The sequence below is a fragment of the Acinetobacter sp. MYb191 genome (assembly GCF_037572605.1).
Taxonomy (GTDB): Bacteria; Pseudomonadota; Gammaproteobacteria; order Pseudomonadales; family Moraxellaceae; genus Acinetobacter; species Acinetobacter johnsonii.
Genome location: NZ_JBBGZP010000005.1, coordinates 29,994 through 47,169, shown reverse-complemented (window position 1 = coordinate 47,169; position 17,176 = coordinate 29,994). Strand labels below are relative to the sequence as shown.

The 17,176-nt window shown below is 42.8% G+C and carries 20 protein-coding genes; 15 read left to right on the top strand and 5 right to left on the bottom strand.

The window, feature by feature from the left end; genetic code table 11:
- Positions 1 to 22 precede the first annotated feature (22 nt).
- Positions 23 to 790: an SDR family oxidoreductase gene (locus tag WH214_RS00305; RefSeq protein ID WP_339421694.1), complete on the bottom strand. Its 768-nt coding sequence runs from the start codon at positions 788 to 790 to the stop codon at positions 23 to 25.
- Between the two features lie 118 nt (positions 791 to 908).
- Here WH214_RS00305 and mazG point away from each other — a divergent pair, with 118 nt between their 5' ends.
- The 9 genes from mazG to yjgA all read left to right on the top strand — a co-directional run bounded on the left by mazG (position 909) and on the right by yjgA (position 7,551).
- Positions 909 to 1,670, top strand: coding sequence for a nucleoside triphosphate pyrophosphohydrolase (mazG, locus tag WH214_RS00300; protein ID WP_339992711.1), 762 nt, complete (start codon positions 909 to 911; stop codon positions 1,668 to 1,670).
- An 18-nt stretch (positions 1,671 to 1,688) separates the two neighbouring features.
- Entirely contained in the window at positions 1,689 to 2,087 is a 399-nt protein-coding gene (locus tag WH214_RS00295) for a ComEA family DNA-binding protein (RefSeq protein WP_339421693.1), read from the top strand.
- Between the two features lie 137 nt (positions 2,088 to 2,224).
- Positions 2,225 to 3,694, top strand: coding sequence for a polynucleotide adenylyltransferase PcnB (gene pcnB, locus WH214_RS00290; RefSeq protein WP_339992710.1), 1,470 nt, complete (start codon positions 2,225 to 2,227; stop codon positions 3,692 to 3,694).
- Entirely contained in the window at positions 3,691 to 4,179 is a 489-nt protein-coding gene (gene folK / locus WH214_RS00285) for a 2-amino-4-hydroxy-6-hydroxymethyldihydropteridine diphosphokinase (protein ID WP_078425168.1), read from the top strand. Before pcnB ends, folK begins: the two co-directional genes overlap by 4 nt.
- A gap of 36 nt (positions 4,180 to 4,215) precedes the next feature.
- On the top strand, positions 4,216 to 5,025 hold the full coding sequence (gene panB, locus WH214_RS00280; protein ID WP_339421691.1) for a 3-methyl-2-oxobutanoate hydroxymethyltransferase: 810 nt from the start codon (positions 4,216 to 4,218) through the stop codon (positions 5,023 to 5,025).
- 3 nt (positions 5,026 to 5,028) lie between these two features.
- Positions 5,029 to 5,871, top strand: a complete 843-nt coding sequence (gene panC, locus WH214_RS00275; RefSeq protein WP_234955358.1) for a pantoate--beta-alanine ligase — start codon at positions 5,029 to 5,031, stop codon at positions 5,869 to 5,871.
- Positions 5,872 to 5,897: 26 nt separating this feature from the next.
- Positions 5,898 to 6,749, top strand: coding sequence for an RNase adapter RapZ (rapZ, locus tag WH214_RS00270; RefSeq protein WP_004692298.1), 852 nt, complete (start codon positions 5,898 to 5,900; stop codon positions 6,747 to 6,749).
- Positions 6,746 to 7,015 carry an HPr family phosphocarrier protein gene (locus tag WH214_RS00265; protein ID WP_010325935.1) on the top strand — a complete coding sequence of 90 codons (270 nt, stop codon included), beginning with the start codon at positions 6,746 to 6,748 and terminating at the stop codon, positions 7,013 to 7,015. Before rapZ ends, WH214_RS00265 begins: the two co-directional genes overlap by 4 nt.
- A gap of 2 nt (positions 7,016 to 7,017) precedes the next feature.
- Positions 7,018 to 7,551, top strand: coding sequence for a ribosome biogenesis factor YjgA (gene yjgA, locus WH214_RS00260; RefSeq protein WP_005400753.1), 534 nt, complete (start codon positions 7,018 to 7,020; stop codon positions 7,549 to 7,551).
- 77 nt (positions 7,552 to 7,628) lie between these two features.
- On the opposite strand, the gene WH214_RS00255 is transcribed toward yjgA, so the two are convergent.
- The gene (locus WH214_RS00255) at positions 7,629 to 9,272 is read right to left on the bottom strand and encodes an acyl-CoA synthetase (RefSeq protein ID WP_339421690.1); all 1,644 of its coding nucleotides are present in this window, start codon (positions 9,270 to 9,272) and stop codon (positions 7,629 to 7,631) included.
- A gap of 508 nt (positions 9,273 to 9,780) precedes the next feature.
- On the opposite strand from WH214_RS00255, the gene thrS reads away from it, so the two are divergent.
- Together thrS and infC are read left to right on the top strand one after the other, a co-directional pair.
- The gene (gene thrS / locus WH214_RS00250; RefSeq protein ID WP_004692292.1) at positions 9,781 to 11,703 is read left to right on the top strand and encodes a threonine--tRNA ligase; all 1,923 of its coding nucleotides are present in this window, start codon (positions 9,781 to 9,783) and stop codon (positions 11,701 to 11,703) included.
- A 5-nt stretch (positions 11,704 to 11,708) separates the two neighbouring features.
- The gene (infC, locus tag WH214_RS00245) at positions 11,709 to 12,260 is read left to right on the top strand and encodes a translation initiation factor IF-3 (protein ID WP_050796974.1); all 552 of its coding nucleotides are present in this window, start codon (positions 11,709 to 11,711) and stop codon (positions 12,258 to 12,260) included.
- Positions 12,261 to 12,321: 61 nt separating this feature from the next.
- Here the strand turns inward: infC and WH214_RS00240 are convergent, their stop codons facing one another.
- Positions 12,322 to 12,774 (bottom strand): Hsp20 family protein, encoded by a 453-nt coding sequence (locus WH214_RS00240; protein ID WP_339421689.1) that lies wholly within the window; start codon positions 12,772 to 12,774, stop codon positions 12,322 to 12,324.
- 324 nt (positions 12,775 to 13,098) lie between these two features.
- Between WH214_RS00240 and WH214_RS00235 the strand changes: the two genes are divergently transcribed.
- The 3 genes from WH214_RS00235 to WH214_RS00225 all read left to right on the top strand — a co-directional run bounded on the left by WH214_RS00235 (position 13,099) and on the right by WH214_RS00225 (position 14,558).
- A complete protein-coding gene (locus tag WH214_RS00235) occupies positions 13,099 to 13,719 on the top strand; it encodes a glutathione S-transferase family protein (RefSeq protein WP_339421688.1) in 621 nt (206 codons plus the stop codon).
- Positions 13,720 to 13,834: 115 nt separating this feature from the next.
- Positions 13,835 to 14,128 carry a hypothetical protein gene (locus WH214_RS00230; RefSeq protein ID WP_114836810.1) on the top strand — a complete coding sequence of 98 codons (294 nt, stop codon included), beginning with the start codon at positions 13,835 to 13,837 and terminating at the stop codon, positions 14,126 to 14,128.
- A gap of 1 nt (position 14,129) precedes the next feature.
- Positions 14,130 to 14,558 carry a YqaA family protein gene (locus WH214_RS00225; RefSeq protein ID WP_339421687.1) on the top strand — a complete coding sequence of 143 codons (429 nt, stop codon included), beginning with the start codon at positions 14,130 to 14,132 and terminating at the stop codon, positions 14,556 to 14,558.
- Between the two features lie 103 nt (positions 14,559 to 14,661).
- Here the strand turns inward: WH214_RS00225 and WH214_RS00220 are convergent, their stop codons facing one another.
- Both WH214_RS00220 and WH214_RS00215 read right to left on the bottom strand, forming a co-directional pair.
- A complete protein-coding gene (locus tag WH214_RS00220) occupies positions 14,662 to 15,393 on the bottom strand; it encodes an energy transducer TonB (RefSeq protein ID WP_339992709.1) in 732 nt (243 codons plus the stop codon).
- A gap of 104 nt (positions 15,394 to 15,497) precedes the next feature.
- Positions 15,498 to 16,751, bottom strand: coding sequence for an MFS transporter (locus WH214_RS00215; RefSeq protein ID WP_339421685.1), 1,254 nt, complete (start codon positions 16,749 to 16,751; stop codon positions 15,498 to 15,500).
- Positions 16,752 to 16,972: 221 nt separating this feature from the next.
- On the opposite strand from WH214_RS00215, the gene rpmI reads away from it, so the two are divergent.
- Positions 16,973 to 17,167 (top strand): 50S ribosomal protein L35, encoded by a 195-nt coding sequence (gene rpmI, locus WH214_RS00210; protein WP_004278281.1) that lies wholly within the window; start codon positions 16,973 to 16,975, stop codon positions 17,165 to 17,167.
- Positions 17,168 to 17,176 lie beyond the last annotated feature (9 nt).

Here is a 17,176-nt window from a genome sequence, read left to right as displayed (position 1 = left end):
AGCCTGCAATTGCAGGCTTTTTTTATTTGGAAAGGTATAAATTGGTCAGGCGATTCAGAAATTGAGGACTGATTTTACTCAGTTGAAATAAAAGCTTGGCTTTGGCGCCCACGGCTTGATGCGTTGCAGTGAGTGCCGTATCTTTTGCAACAGCCCTTTGAAAAACGTGTTGCGCTACATCTTCTGCAGTTAAGTGTACCCCCATGTTTTGAATACTCTTCGCTTGCATATCCTGCACCATGGCAGTTTGTACAAATAGCGGCATGACATCTAATACGCGAATGCCATATTTCTGCCATTCGGTATCTAAGCCTTCGGTGATGCCGCGTACCGCAAACTTACTGGCAGAGTATGAGACTAAATCGGCTTGACCATAGATGGCTGAGGCTGAAGAAAGATTGATGATGCGGGCAAAATTCGCTTGTTTGAGGTAGGGTAATGCAGCATGGCAGCCATTCAGTACACCATTGACATTGATCGACATGGTTTTGTGATGTGCGCTGATCTCTGTTTGTTCAAAAGGCCCTGAGAATAGAATTCCTGCATTATTGACCAAGATATTGAGCTCGCCTGCCCATGTGACAAACTCGGCTAAAGCAGTTTGCCAGTCTTGATAGTTGGAAACATCGAGCTGTCCTGCTTTGGCATTTGGGCCGAGGCTAGCTGCCAGCTGTTGGGCTTGAGCGCTATTGATGTCATAAATCCCGACTTTGTAGTGATGTGTATAAAATAAGCGGGCGATGGCCGCACCAATACCTTGGGCTGCACCGCTAATCAAAATACTGCGCATTGAAACTGCTCCTTGTTGCTCTTTTTCTTGATGTTATTGTTGTGATTGGATTGAGCATAACAAATGAATGCCGTCATAATGTAATTTTTATCAATATGATTTTTGAAGAGAGATAAACATGGAACAATTGCTGAACGTGATGCGTGAATTACGTGAAAAATGTCCATGGGATCAACAACAAACCCCAGAAAGTTTAACCCGCTATGCCATTGAAGAGGCTTATGAAGTTGAAGCCGCTGTGCGTTCAGGTAAAGCTGATGAGGTGCGCGATGAGTTGGGCGATTTACTGCTACAGGTGGTGTTCCAGTCACAGATGTATGCCGAGCAAGGGGCTTTTAATTTTCAAGATGTGGTTCATGCCATCACAGAAAAACTAATTCGTCGTCATCCCCATGTCTTTCAAGCACAGCAGTTTTCAGCTTTGTCTGCCGAAGATGTAGGCGAGCTTTGGAAGCAAATTAAACAACAGGAAAAGCAGGGTAAGGCACAGTCACGATTAGACAGCATCAAACATGGTCCAGCCTTACAACAAGCGGAACAGATTCAAAAAAATGCAGCACAGATCGGTTTTGACTTTCCTGATGTGGCCGGTGCATATGCCAAGCTTGAAGAAGAGTTAGCTGAACTGAAAGATGCGGTTCAACAGCAAAATTCCGATGAAATAGCAGATGAATTTGGCGATTGTTTATTTTCAATGATCAATGTTGGACGTAAACTGGGCGTCTCAAGCGAAATGTCGCTTTTTAGTACGATTCATAAATTTCGAACTCGTTTTGCATTCATTGAAGATCAAGCTTTGCAACAACAAAAAAAGATTGAGCAGATGTCTTTAGAAGAAATGGATCAACTGTGGGAGCAAGCCAAATTACAACTGAAATAATAAAAATGGTGGCTTGAATTGATAAAAATAAAAGTAAGTTTGTTGATCATTGCGTTGTTATTACTGAGTTTATTGGTGTGGGTACCCAGTAGTTATGCGCAGTCTTTTGATCAGAACTACCTGAATTGGAAAGCAGAGCAGCAGGCGTGGGATGATCGTATTCAAGCCCCTAAAAGCGTGAAACGTGCTGTGTCTTCTGTTCAGGCCCAACCTGTGTCGAGTGTACATAAAATTAGTTTAAATCAAGCCAGTGTCGATCAGTTACAGCAACTTCAGGGTGTGGGTCTAAAAAAGGCACAGGCAATTGTGGCCTATCGCCAGAAACAAGGGCCATTTAAGAGCATAGATGAGCTACAACAGGTGCGCGGGATTGGACCGGCAATTTTTGCAAAAAATAAAACCCGTTTGGGCTTGTGAAAAAAGCGGTGTCATTTATTGGTGAATTGATCATAATCCTGCTTTGCTTTCGATAATCAAATTGCCCTTTGATTGTGTTAGATATATGATTAGCGTCATCTTAGAATTTTACGTTTAGGCGTAGGAGACAGCGGCTTTTGCAAACTTTGCGCGCGTCAAAATGTGGTTTATCAACCGCTCAATTACCTTCTTACATTTTAGATGTGATCGATGCATTAACTAAGGCAGGCTATGAAGCGTATATCGTCGGTGGCGGTGTCCGCGACATGATGCTTGGCCTAAATCCCAAAGATTTTGATGCAGTGACCAATGCAACACCGTCACAGGTAAAAGAAGTTTTCGGACGACGTTGCCGTATTATCGGGCGCCGTTTTGAGCTGGCTCATGTCTATTCAGGTCGTGAGTTGGTTGAAGTTGCAACTTTACGTGCACCACCGAAGAAAGAAGTCACCTCTGCACAAGGCATGATTTTGCGTGATAACAATTGGGGCACGATAGAGCAAGACTTTGCTCGCCGCGATTTTTCAATTAATGCAATGTACTATCAGCCACGCAAGGGTGTTGTCTTAGATTTCTGTCATGCTGTGGATGACATTAAAAATAAAACCTTACGTCTACTAGGCGATGCACAAACGCGTTTTGAAGAAGATCCTGTGCGAATGCTGCGGACTTTACGTTTTGCCGCAAAATTAGGCTTCTCAATCGATCAGCAAATTCTCGACGTTTTTACCTTGGAAATGACGCAGTTACTGCGTGATGTTTCGCCGCACCGTTTATATGATGAATCTCAGAAGTTGTTCACGATGGGGCATTTAAATCGTGTGTTGCCAATGTTGATCGATTTCGGCATTTGGAAGCAGTTATTTGCAGATATCCAACCGAATATCACCCCATTTATTGAACGTGCCGCTAAAAATACCGATCAGCGCATTCAAGTGGGCAAAACCATCAACCCTGCATTTTTCTATGCGGTGTTGTTATGGCAGCCGTTCTTAGAGCGTTGTGAGTTTTATAGCAGTAAAGGTATGGTTGCGGCTGAAGCTCGTGCACAAGCGGGACTTGATGTATTAAAACGCCAAGCCACGCGGACTATTATTCCGCGCTTTGCCGAAACCTTCATTCGTGAAGTGTGGGAAATGCAAACGCGTTTACTCAATCCGAAAGCACAGCAAATTCAAGCCTTATCTAGCCATGCACGTTTCCGTGCAGGCTTTGACTTCTTGTTGCTTCGTGAAAAATCCGGTGATGAGGGTACGCTCGGCATGGGACAGTGGTGGGATGCCTATCAGTTGATGAGCACCGATGAAAAAGAACGTGCCATTAGTCAATATAATCGCCAACGTGCAAAATCACGTCGCAGTGGTAAAGCAAGTGCTGAAGAAGCGGCGATTGCCAAAACGGTAAGTCATGAAATTGAGCCTTTGGTGCAAGAGCAAGAATCACGCAGTCGCCGTGCACGTAAACCGAAGCAACATGCTGAAGCTCGTACCCAGACTGGTAAGGGAACAGGTCACAGCTCAACCGAGATTGGTGCAGATCACCCGATTTTAAAACGTAAGCGTGTTCAGCGTGATTTAAGCAGCGTGATTTTTGGACCGACACAATGAGTATCGTCACGTACATTGGTCTAGGTAGCAACTTAGGCGACTCTAAAGTGATTTTGACTGAAGCGGTGCACAAGTTGGCCAGTCTAGGAGATGTAAAAACCTCCAAGCTGTATCAAAGCCCACCGATGGGACCACAAGACCAACCCAATTATTTAAATGCCGTAGTGCAACTCAGCACAAACTTAGCGCCGTTGGCTTTGCTGGATGAGCTGCAACGTTTTGAACAAGAGTCGGGACGTGTGCGTTTACGCCATTGGGGTGAGCGTACTTTAGATTTAGATTTACTGATCTATGCAGAAGAGAAAATTCAGCATGAACGCTTAACCGTGCCACATGTCGGTGTGATGGAGCGTGATTTTGTGTTGATTCCATTGCTCGATTTAGACCCCAATTTACACATTGATGGTATTGCATTGAAACAGTTGCCTGTTGTACAACAACCCACGTTGAGCGTGCTGGATGCAGGCAATTGGGCAGAGATTTAATTTAGCCGAGCTAAAGATGTTGAAAGGAATAGTTTGATGATTAGTTTAAATGACTTAAGAAAATTTAAAGCAGAAGGTCGCAAATTTTCCTGCCTGACTTGTTATGATGCAAGTATGGCAAAGGCAATGGAACTTGCTGAAATTGATACCATTTTAATTGGTGATTCGCTAGGTATGGCCATTCAAGGTCGTGATTCTACTTTGCCTGTTACGATTGAAGATATGGCTTACCATACCGCAGCTGTACGCCGAGGTAACCAGCATGCTTTGATCATGACCGACTTACCGTTTATGAGCTATGCCACTTTAAATGATGCTTTGCAAAGCGCAAAAGTGGTGATGCAAGCTGGCGCACAAATGGTCAAAGTTGAAGGTGGTGCGTGGCTGGCTGAAACAGTTCAGGTTTTGACACGCAACGGTATTCCTGTATGTGTACACTTAGGTTTAACTCCACAGTCTGTACATGTGTTTGGTGGCTATAAATTACAAGCACGCACACGTGAAGCGGCAGACCAACTGATTGCGGACTGCCAAGCGGTGGTTGATGCGGGCGCTGCGGTGTTGTTATTAGAGTGTGTGCCTGCGCAGCTCGGTAAAGAAATTAGTGAGTTGTTCCCACAAGTACCTGTCATTGGCATTGGCGCAGGTGTGGATACCGATGGTCAAGTCTTGGTGGTACAAGACATGCTTGGACTGACTTTTGGTCGTGTTGCAAAATTTGTGCGTAACTTTATGAAAGAACAAGCAGGGGAAACGGCGATTTTGGATGCGTTCAAGGCATACCATGCAGCGGTGCTTGATAGCTCATTCCCTGCGAAAGAACAAACATTCCAAGTCGAGCTGTAAAACATGAAAACTGAAACCACGATCCAAGGCCTATCAGCATCATTGAACCCTGCGCGAACGGCTCGAAAAAGTATTGGTTTCGTCCCGACCATGGGGAACTTGCATCAGGGGCATTTGAACCTTGTGCGCGAAGCGAAAAAACTCTGTGATGTGGTTGTAGTTAGCATTTTTGTGAATCCGATTCAATTTGGACCCAATGAAGATTTTGACAGTTACCCACGCACCTTGGAGCAAGATCAGCGCTTGTTGGCCGAGGTTGGTTGTGACATCGTGTTTGCACCATCGGTTGAGCAAATGTATGGCAACAGTCCACGTTTGACCAATATTACTGTTTCAGATATCACCAATGATTTGTGTGGTCTACAACGCCCAGGTCATTTTGATGGTGTCGCCGTTGTGGTGACGAAACTGTTCAATATTGTGCAACCTAATTTTGCTTTCTTTGGTGAAAAAGACTATCAACAGTTGGCTGTGATTCGTCAGTTTGTTCGTGATTTGAATATGCCGCTTGAAGTGATGGGTGTGGCAATTGCACGTGCAGAAGATGGTTTGGCTTTAAGTTCACGTAATGGTTATTTAAGCGAAGAAAACCGTCAAAAGGCACCGACCATTTATCAAAGTTTAAAAGCGGCAGAACAGTCGTTACAAGCCGGTACCGCTTTAGCGGATGTGTTAGCAAATATAAAGGCGACATTGACACAGGCTGGTTTTGTTGTGGATTATGTGGAAGCACGCACACCTGCATTGCAAAAAATGGATGCATTTGACCAAGATGTGGTGCTTTTTGTTGCGGCAAAACTCGGGGCAACTCGTTTAATTGATAACTTGAAAGTGAAACATATTTAGGCAAGCTCACCTCTCAAAGGATTAAGATGAAGCGCATTTTAATTGTTACAGGACAGTCTGGTTCGGGTAAATCCTCTGCATTACAAGTATTGGAAGACCTCGGTTATTACTGTATTGATAATTTGCCTTTGGCCTTACTCCCAGAGATTGTGGCTAAGCTGGATCGGGAAAACAACCTTGAGCAGTTGGCGCTTGGTGTGGATGTACGCAGTACACGTGCAGATTTGCAAGAGTTCGACTTGGTGTTTGAACAATTGCAAAGGCATGGTACGGTCGATATTATTTATTTGACCACACGTGACCAAGAGCTGATTGCGCGCTTTAGTGCTTCACGTCGTCCGCATCCGTTGGCGACACGCTTTCAAAGTTTGAACCAGTGTATTCAAGAAGAGAAAACCCTTTTATTGCCGATTAATTTGCGCTCAACTGTGCATATTGATACCACCGATAAAAGTGTGCACGATTTAAAGCATACCTTGCTGTCAAAATTGGGTCAGTCAGATAACCTGATTTTGATTTTGCAGTCTTTCGGCTTTAAACATGGTATTCCGTTAGATGCTGACTATGTGTTTGATGTTCGACATTTACCCAATCCCCATTGGGATTTAGAACTGCGGAAATATTCTGGACTAGATGCCCCTGTGCAAAAATTTTTGGAACAAAGTGAGCAAACCCACGAAATGTTCCAAGATATTTATAAGTTTTTAGATAAATGGTTACCAGCTTTTGCTGAAGGGCATCGTCACTATATGACCGTGTCAATTGGTTGTACGGGTGGGCAGCATCGCTCTGTATATATTGTGGATAGACTAAAAAAAGCCCTTGAGGCAAAATGGTCTATTCAGGTCCTCCATCGAGAAATGAAGCACTGGGCATGATTGACACAACTGTTGACGTAATTAATAAACTAGGGTTACATGCGCGTGCATCTGGCAAGCTCATTGAAGTGACCACCAAATTCCGTTCTTCAATCCAAATTGGAAAAGGAGACAAATTGGTGGATGCCAAAAATATTATGTCCCTCCTGATGCTAGGCGCAGGAAAGGGCACCACTTTACGCTTGGTGCTTGAAGGCGCAGATGAAGAACAAGCTTTATCTGAGATTCAGGCACTATTTGCAGCAAAATTTTACGAGGCAGATTAATCGTGGCACGTCGACCGCATAGTTTTACTGAAGAAGACTTTGAATCTTTAGAAGGACGTGCAAGTAAAACTGAACAGAAAAAAGCCGTACAACGTATGGCATCTTTGGGTTCTCAACTTGCAGAGTTGAACACTAAACAAATTCAAAACTTACCTGTTGAAGAGCGTTTGATTGAGGCTCTTTTGGATGTAAAACTAATTACATCAAATGAAGCTCGTCGTCGCCAATTTTTACGCATTGGGAAGTTGTTGCGTAATGAAGATGAAACGGTGATTTTGTCTTATTTGACACCGCAACAAGGCGCGAAAAAAACCGCTCAATTGCAGCGTTGGGTTGATCGTATGATCAAAGATGGTGATGTGGTCATTAATGAGTTTTCCAAAACTTATAATGCCGCGGAACGTCATACCATTCGTCAGCATGTATTGCGTATTCACCGTGATATGAAACAGCAGGCTGATGAAGAACAACTTAAAGCTTCGCGTTTGAAATTGTTTAACTACATTCAGCAAGTGGCTTTAATTTCAGATAATTAAGTCATTTAGACATAAAAAGCGACCTTCAAGGTCGCTTTTTTATTTGAGAATATTTGCTTGTATAGACTGCTGAATGTTTAGCTAAACTCGCCCGTTGCACGCTCTTTGGCCCAATCGCGTAGAACAAATTTTTGTAACTTGCCTGTCGACGTTTTTGGAATTTCTGTAATCACTACATCTTTCGGGACTTTAAAACGTGCCAGATGTTGCTTGCAGAATTCAATGATTTCCTCAGGTGTGGTTTCTTTACCTGCTTTGAGTTCAATAAATGCACAGGGTACTTCTTGCCAGCGAGGATCGGGTTTCGCGACCACCGCAGCCGTTAAAATAGCAGGATGTTGATAGAGAATTTCTTCAACTTCTAATGATGAGATATTCTCACCTCCAGAAATGATCACATCTTTAGAGCGGTCAGTAATTTTGGCATAGCCATCGGGTTGGCAGACTGCAAGATCGCCTGTATGAAACCAACCACCAGCGAACGCTTCTGTGGTCGCCTCAGGGTTTTTGAGGTAGCCTTTCATCACAATGTTGCCACGGAACATAATTTCGCCCATGGTTTGACCATCATGCGGTACAGGTTGCATGGTATCTGGATCAAGGACTTTCATGCCATCTTGCAGTGGGTACGGTACACCTTGGCGTGAGTGCAGCTGCGCTTGTTCTTGAATCGATAAGTCAGACCAACCCGCTTGAGAGGCACAAAGCGCAGAAGGGCCATAGGTTTCAGTGAGACCGTAGACATGGGTGACATTGATGCCAATATGACGCATGCCCTCAATAATTGCAGCAGGAGGCGCAGCACCTGCCACCATTACTTCGACGCGATGTTCAAAGTGAACCCGTTGCTCTTCTGGAGTATTGATCAGCATTGATAACACAATCGGCGCACCGCAGAAATAATCGACTTTGTGTTCAGCGATGAGTTTAAAAATGAGTTCAGGGTCAATTTTACGTAAACAAATGTTGGTGCCACCATTGGCTGCCATAGTCCATGCAAAGCACCAACCGTTGCAGTGAAACAGGGGGAGGGTCCACAAGTAGGTCGCACGTGGTGTCATGCCACAAGCAATAATATTACTGGCTGCATTGATATAAGCGCCACGGTGATGATAGACCACCCCTTTCGGGTTACCTGTCGTTCCCGAGGTGTAATTTAGGCTGATGGCATCCCATTCATCTTGAGGTAAATGCCACTCAAAGTTTTCATCGCCTTCGGTTAACCAGTCTTCATATTCAATCTGACCAATCGGAGCTGCAAAACAGTTTTCGTACTCAGCATCATCTACATCAATTACAAAAATGTCACGCTTGACCAAAGCCAAAGCTTCTTGTGCAACCGATGCAAACTCAGGATCGACCAAAAGGACTTTGGTTTCGGCATGTTCCAACATGAACGCAATGGTTTTTGCATCTAAACGTGTATTCAGCGTATTTAGTACAGCACCTGTCATGGGTACTGCAAAATGTGCTTCGATCATTGCAGGGATGTTGGGCAATAGTACCGAGACAGTATCATTCTTAGTGATCCCCAGTTTTTGCAGTTGTGAAGCAAATTGGCGACAACGTTGATAAGTTTCACGCCATGAAATATGACGGTGGCCATGAATGATGGCATCTTGATGGGGATAAATATAGGCAGCTCGTTCTAAATAACGCAGCGGTGACAAAGCCACAAAGTTTGCGGGGGTTCTTGGTAGTTCGTCATAAGCGCTGACCATGTTTATCACTCCAAATTCAGTATTATTTTTCCATTGCTTAAAAGATATGCATTTTTCAGCAATCTTGCATTTATGCTTTAGTCGAGTTGCGCTTTTTAGATGAATTTATTGAACTTTTTTGTTTAGTTTATCTAAACTGAATCTATGGATTCTGTGCGATATAAGCGCTTTTAGGTCGATTCTAGTTTGTTTTATGAGCAATATGTATATGCTTGTGTTGCTGCATTGTTCAATAAAAAGTGACCGATAAAGTCATTATAAAATGTAGCTATGAGGATTGCGGCACATCAACTCCCTCATTTTAGTGATGCTGTGGGATTGGCAAATGAATTCAAAATGCGCCGAAACGTGAATTTTCTAGGGGAAAAGGTTTAATCCTGTGGATAACACGTGTAAAATTCGACTGATTTTATTTATCCACCGTTTTTATCTTTTGAGGTTTTACCTCGATCATAATCTCGCGGTGACATGCTCCATGGTACGGGGCATCACTCCTTAAGGATTTTTTATGCCAATTATCACTTTGCCAAATGGCGATCAAAAACAATTTGATCAAGCTGTATCTGTGATGGACGTTGCATTGAGCATCGGTCCGGGTCTTGCGAAAAATACAGTTGCAGGAAAAGTCGATGGTCGTTTAGTCGATGCATCTGACTTGATTACCACGGATGCCAGCCTTCAAATTATTACGCCTAAAGACGAAGAAGGTGTCGAAATCATTCGTCACTCTTGCGCTCATTTGGTGGGACATGCGGTTAAGCAATTGTTCCCTGAAGCGAAAATGGTGATTGGTCCTGTCATTGAAGATGGCTTCTATTACGATATTTTTAGCGCAAAGCCATTTACGCCAGAAGACATGGTAGCCATTGAAGAGCGTATGAAAAAGCTCATCGATCAAGACTATGATGTCATCAAAAAAATGACACCACGCGATGAGGTGATTGCAGAATTCACAGCACGTGGTGAAGATTATAAATTACGCTTGATTGCAGACATGCCTGAAGAAACAGAAATGGGCTTGTACTACCATCAAGATTATTTGGATATGTGCCGTGGTCCACACGTGCCAAATACTAAATTTTTAAAAGCATTCAAGTTGACTAAAATGTCAGGCGCTTATTGGCGTGGCGATGCGAAGAATGAACAGTTACAACGTATTTATGGTACAGCGTGGGCAGACAAAAAACAGCTTGCAGCGTATATCAAACGTATTGAAGAAGCTGAAAAGCGTGACCACCGTAAAATTGGTAAAGCTTTAGACCTGTTCCATATGCAAGAAGAAGCACCAGGTATGGTGTTCTGGCATCCAAACGGTTGGACCATTTATCAAGTACTTGAACAATACATGCGTAAAGTTCAGCAAGACAATGGCTACCTCGAAATTCGTACCCCGCAAGTGGTTGATTTCACGCTTTGGGAAAAATCAGGCCATGCTGCAAACTATGCAGATGGTATGTTCACGACACATTCAGAAAGCCGTAACTATGCAATTAAGCCGATGAACTGTCCTTGTCACGTACAAGTGTTCAACCAAGGTTTAAAATCATACCGTGATTTGCCAATTCGTTTGGCTGAGTTCGGTTCGTGTCACCGTAACGAACCATCGGGTTCATTGCACGGCATTATGCGTGTTCGTGGCTTTACTCAAGATGATGCACACATTTTCTGTACCAAAGAGCAAATTGGTCAAGAAGTGGCTGACTTCATTCAACTGACTTTAGATGTGTATAAAGACTTTGGTTTCGAAGAAGTGCAAATGAAGTTGTCTACACGTCCAGAAAAACGTGTGGGTGATGATGCACTTTGGGATATGGCTGAAAAATCTTTAGCAGATGCTTTAGATGCTGCTGGTTTGGAGTGGGAACTTCAACCAGGTGAAGGCGCATTCTATGGTCCGAAAATTGAATTCTCACTGAAAGACTGCTTAGGCCGTGTATGGCAATGTGGTACAATCCAATGTGACTTCAATTTGCCAGAACGTTTAGATGCGTCATATGTCACTGAAGACAATGATCGCGATCAACCTGTAATGTTGCACCGTGCAATACTTGGCAGTTTTGAACGTTTTATTGGTATACTAATCGAACACTATGCGGGCTTTATGCCACCTTGGTTAACACCGATCCAAGCATGTGTGATGAACATTACCGATTCACAAGCGGAAGCATGTGAGTCAGTCGTCGCTAAACTTAAAGAAAACGGTCTCCGTGCGATTTCAGACTTGAGAAATGAGAAAATCGGCTTTAAGATTCGTGAACGTACATTAGAGCGTATTCCTTACTTACTGGTACTTGGGGACCGTGAGGTAGAGGAAGGTACAGTGAACGTGCGTACCCGCTCAGGAACAAATTTGGGTACTATGTCAATCGACGCTTTCGTTGACCTAGTAAAAGCAGCCGTTGCCGAACGCGGCCGGTACATTGTGGAGTAACAGCGATTAAACAGCCTGACCGTAATCAACAGGGCGGTAACAAATCAAACCGTCCTGCTTTGAATGATGAAATTCGTGCGAAAGAAGTCCGTCTTGTAGACGAAAATGGTGAGCAAAAAGGTATTGTTAGCTTGGCAGAAGCATTACGCGCTGCTGAAAGTGTTGAGCTTGATCTTGTTGAGATCGTAGCCAACGCTGAACCGCCTGTTTGTAAAATCATGGACTTCAACAAGCATTTGTTTGATCTAAAGCAAAAGCAGAAAGAAGCGAAGAAAAAACAGCATCAAGTACAGGTGAAAGAAATCAAACTCCGCCCGGGTACTGATGTTGGTGATTACAACGTAAAACTACGTGCAATCACTAAGTTCCTTGAAGAAGGCAACAAAGTAAAAATTACTCTTCGTTTCCGTGGTCGTGAAATGGCGCACCAACAGCTTGGTTTGGCTCAACTTCAAAAAGTTGAAGCAGATGTGGCTGAAATTGGTGTTGTTGAGCAATCACCAAAAATGGAAGGTCGTCAAATGGGTATGTTGCTTGGTCCTAAAAAGAAAAAGTAATGATCCATTGATCTTAAAAAAAGCACTGCCTATGCAGTGCTTTTTTTATTTTGTTGATTGACTATGCCGAAGTGTTTTCAGTTGTTAATTTCTTCTGTCCGATTGGAATTCGGCATGGCGCTTTTTCTTCTGGGACAATCCGTTGTAGCTGGATGGTGAGTAAACCATTTTCATAATTGGCCTCTTGTACTTCAATGTGTTCATCTAAACGTAAGGATAATTTAAATGAACGCTGTGTGATACCTTTATGCAAGAACTCAGCATGATTGTCTTTGGTCTGATCAGCATGATGACCTGAAATATTAAGTACCTGATTCTCTAAGTCAATCGCGAGCTCATCTTGGTTAAAACCAGTCGCAGCTACGACAATGCGGTAGTGATCATCACCGACTTTTTCAATATTGTACGCAGGATAATGTGGTGCTTCACTGAGCATTGCATGATCAAACAAATCGTTTAAACGGTCAAAACCGATACTACGACGGAATAATGGCATTAAGCTTAAATTACTCATTGATAAAACCTCCACTATTAGGAAAAGTGATATAAATAAGCAACCTATGCGACTCGATTAGCATGGTTGTCACAGCAATAATTGGTGTGGATGTTTGCTGTACTTTTAATATTTGGATGCTCTATGAAATTTCAAGATTAAAAAATAAGGTTTTTTAAAAAATTCTCTTTGGTTGATAATTATTCTATTTATATGAAGCTAGTCATGCATATTTTAAGATTTCAATTTCAGTTTAGCCTAATGTTTCTAGGCTGGAATCATGTTATAAACAGTATCAAACCTCGACAATATGAACTAAAACGAGAAAAGTAACAGGATAACCACATGATCGATTTGTACTATTGGGGAACACCCAACGGACATAAAATTAGCATCGCATTAGAAGAGATGGGTTTGGAGTATCAAGTCTTTCCCATCAATATTTTAGAAAATGATCAGTTCCAACCCGACTTTCTACGCATTTCACCCAACAATAAAATCCCTGCGATTGTGGATCAAGATGGTCCTAAAGGTGAAGCCATTTCTGTGTTTGAGTCAGGGGCGATTTTGCAGTATTTAGGGCGTAAAACAGGACAGTTTTATCCAAGCGATGAACAGTCTCGTGTTGAAGTTGAGCAGTGGTTGATGTGGCAAATGGGTGGTTTTGGTCCAATGCTTGGACAGAACCATCACTTTAGTAAATTTGCTCCCGAACGTATTGCGTATGCAACTGAACGCTATGTCAATGAAACCAAGCGCTTGTATGGTGTACTAGATAATCAGCTTTTTGGTCAAAGCTATGTAGCTGGCGAGTATTCGATAGCGGATATGGCAATTTTTCCATGGATTTTGCGTTATGAGTGGCAGCAAATTGACATAAATGACTACCCAAATGTGAAGGCTTATATGGAGCGTATTCAAGCGCGCCCCGCGGTTCAGCGTGCGTTGGCGCTTCAAGTGAATTAGTTACAGAAGCGCTGACTTGAACTGTGTTAAGCTTAGCGCCTTCAAGGTATAAGCCATTCTTTAAAGCCACCGAAGGGTGGCTTTTTTGTTGAAAGGTTGTTTGGACATTAGTGTAATGAAAAAAGAGTTTTTTCTCAATTTAACCCGCATTATTGAAGCGAATCCTAAAATCTATCTCAGTATTATTGTGGGGATTGCGGGATGTTTGGTGCTATTTGTAGCTGAAGCGGTACACATTCAAAAAATCATTGAACTGCTGAATACCAAAGATCAGGTGGTACTTCGAGCTGCAATTGAACCGATTGCCGATAAATATTCATGGTCACGTTGGTCTTTGTTGATTCTGGCATTGATCTGGTCAAGTTTTGCTTACAGCTCAACCAAGAAAAAGCTGGGTTTAAAATCATAAAATGATGTGGGCCTTAGGACTACTTTTCCTTTCTGCTTTTGGGGCAGCGACACTGCTACCGTTACAGTCAGAGGCAGTTTTGGTGGGATTGTTGGCTCATATGCAGTATTCAGTGTGGTTATTGGTAGCTGTTGCCAGTCTAGGCAATATTCTAGGTAGCTGTGTGAATTGGTGGCTCGGCTTGAAAGTTGAGGAATACAAAAACAAAAAATGGTTTCCCGTCTCAGAGCAAAAGATGTTGCAGGCGCAGGGTATTTATCAAAAATATGGTTTTTGGTCTTTATTGCTCAGTTGGGTGCCCATCATTGGTGATCCGATTACCCTCATTGCAGGATTACTCAAAGAAAACTTTGTTCGTTTTGTCGTGATGGTGAGTATTGCGAAAATGGGACGTTATCTTTTTGTGTATTGGATGTTTAGTCAGTTCTAATTATTTTCAGAGACCAACTGGCCACATGCTTATATTGGCTGAATGGGTTTAAAGTTGATCTAGAGATGACACGAGTGAGTGAAAACTCGTGTCATGCTAAATTTTAACGACAAGCATTTAGATCGAATTCAATCGCATCTTTAAATTTAGATTTTTTATAGAGCCACAGTGTACTTGCTGTGCGTTTAACACTGACTTTGCTATTTGCAACGGCTTGTAAAACTTGTTGATCAAGCTCGTAGATACCCGAACCTTTGATAATTTTAGGCTTCTTGATGTTGCCATGTTTATCGGCTTTAAAGCTAAATTTAATTTGACGGTCATGACCATTCAACTGCGTAGAATCTAGCGCAAGCTTAGGTTGAACCTGATATTGAAAAGGCACTTTTTGCTGCTGTTGCTGCGCACGCCAGTTCTTCGAGTCAAAGCTATAGTTACATGCTTCGGCATCATCTGGGGTTAGGTTTAAATTAAAAACTTGATAACCAATGACAGCTAAAGCGGTGTCGTCCTCCATAAACGGTTTTACTTTAGCTTGAAGCACGGCATTTACCAGCTTTTCATCCAAAGCTTTGATTCCAGTCGTTTCTTGGACTGTCGCTTTGGTTACATAACCTGTTTCATCTGCATACACACGAATAATCGCTGCACGGTTTTGTTGGTTTAAATCACTATTTTTATATTGGGGTTTGGGGAAATCTAGCCATTGGATACGCGTGGTCAAATGCGCCGATTGAGCTGAACTTTTTTGAATGGTGAGTTCTAATGGTGGCTGAGCTGCATGACTGAGATGAAAGGGCAGTGTAGATAATACGAGCAAGAAGAGTGGTTTCATATGGTCGATTTCTTTTATAACGCATCCAGTGCGCATGACTTAAATAATTGTTGCGAGTATTTCCTGAATTAGAAAGACTCGCAAGTTATATTGTTAAATTAAAACTATTTTTGCTCGGCTTGGGTGATGTCTACACCAAATAAGTCTTTGGTTTTAGCCCAACTCAGTGCGACCACCAAGAGTGTCATGCCGCCGCCAAAAACCGTTGCAATCACAGGGCCTAAATATTTTGCTGCAAGACCTGACTCAAATGCCCCCAGTTCATTACTACTCGACACAAACATGCCATTTACAGCTGCAACACGGCCTCGCATATTTTCAGGAGGATAAATTTGTAAAATAGTCTGACGAATTACCACTGAAATACTGTCACATGCACCCGTCATAGCAAGAGCAAATAAAGATAGCCAGAGATAGTTTGAGTAAGCGAACAATAAGGTGAATAGGCCAAAACCAGCAACAGCAAGCAGCATATTACGCCATGCATGTCGGGTGGGCGGAAAACGTGTCAGCGCAATCATGGTAATGAGTGCACCAATCGATGGCGCTGCCCGTAAATAGCCCAATCCTTCGGGCCCAATTTTCAAAATATCTTCAGCAAAGATCGGGAGCAAAGCAATCACACCACCAAACAGTACCGAGACTAAGTCGAGTGAGATGGCCCAGAGGACAATTTTAGTTTTGGCAATAAAACGAAAGCCTTCACCTAAACTTTGTAGTACACGTTCCGTTTCAATTTTAGGAAAAGTGCGTTTGCTTAAAAGATTGACGAGTAAGAAACATAGGCTGAGCAGTACCGCTACACTGATTAAACTGGTTTCACGGCCTAAAAATGCCAGCATAAATCCACCGAGCATTGGCCCAATAATCACCCCGCTTTGCCAACCAATGGTGGTCCATGTAGCACCATTGGCATAAATTTCCCGAGGAATTAAAAAGGGTTTGAGTGATGTTGCGGATGGATTGTAGAAACCTCGAATTGTTCCTAGGCCAAAGATCACGGCATAGACACCCCATGACAGGGTGGAGAGTTCAATGTGCCTTAAGCCATAAGCATGAAATAACCCCCATAAAACCAAGGGCAGAGGAATGGCAAAGAATAAGCAGATTTTCATGATGGTTTGCTTATTAAAGCGATCGGCAAAATAACCGCCCCATAAGGAGAGCGCAATAAAGGGGATTGCTTCTGCTAGGCCAATCAAACCTAGAGTGAGAGGATCTTTGGTAATTTTATACAAAGAATACGCCACAATAATTTCCTGAATTATAATGGCAAGTGTCAGGCAAAATTGATTGAGCGTAACAATAGAGAAGTCTCGGTATCGGAGTGCGGCAAAAGCATCCTGTGTAGCGTTCATAAGGGTACAGTATGGAATGGATGAGGCATTATACGACTTGGACTAAGCCTCGGTTATAAATTCATCGCTTAAAGCTTATCGGGAAATAAACTAAGCTTGCTTTTATTGTTGATTATTTGCTTTTGTTTTAGACAAAGTTCGATTAGAATATTCGCTCCCTTACCTGCAGGTCGTTTTGCAATGGTGCAAACGTTCCGAACAGGTGTTCAAAAGAGGTTGTTATGCCTAAGATGAAAACTCGCCGTGGTGCAGCTAAGCGTTTTAAAGCTACTGCTAACGGTTTCAAGCGTAAACAAGCGTTCAAACGCCACATTTTGACCAAAAAATCTGCTAAGCGTATTCGTCAATTACGCGGCTGTGTAATGGTTCACGTGAGTGACGTTGCTTCAGTTCGTCGTATGTGCCCATACATCTAAGGAGATTAT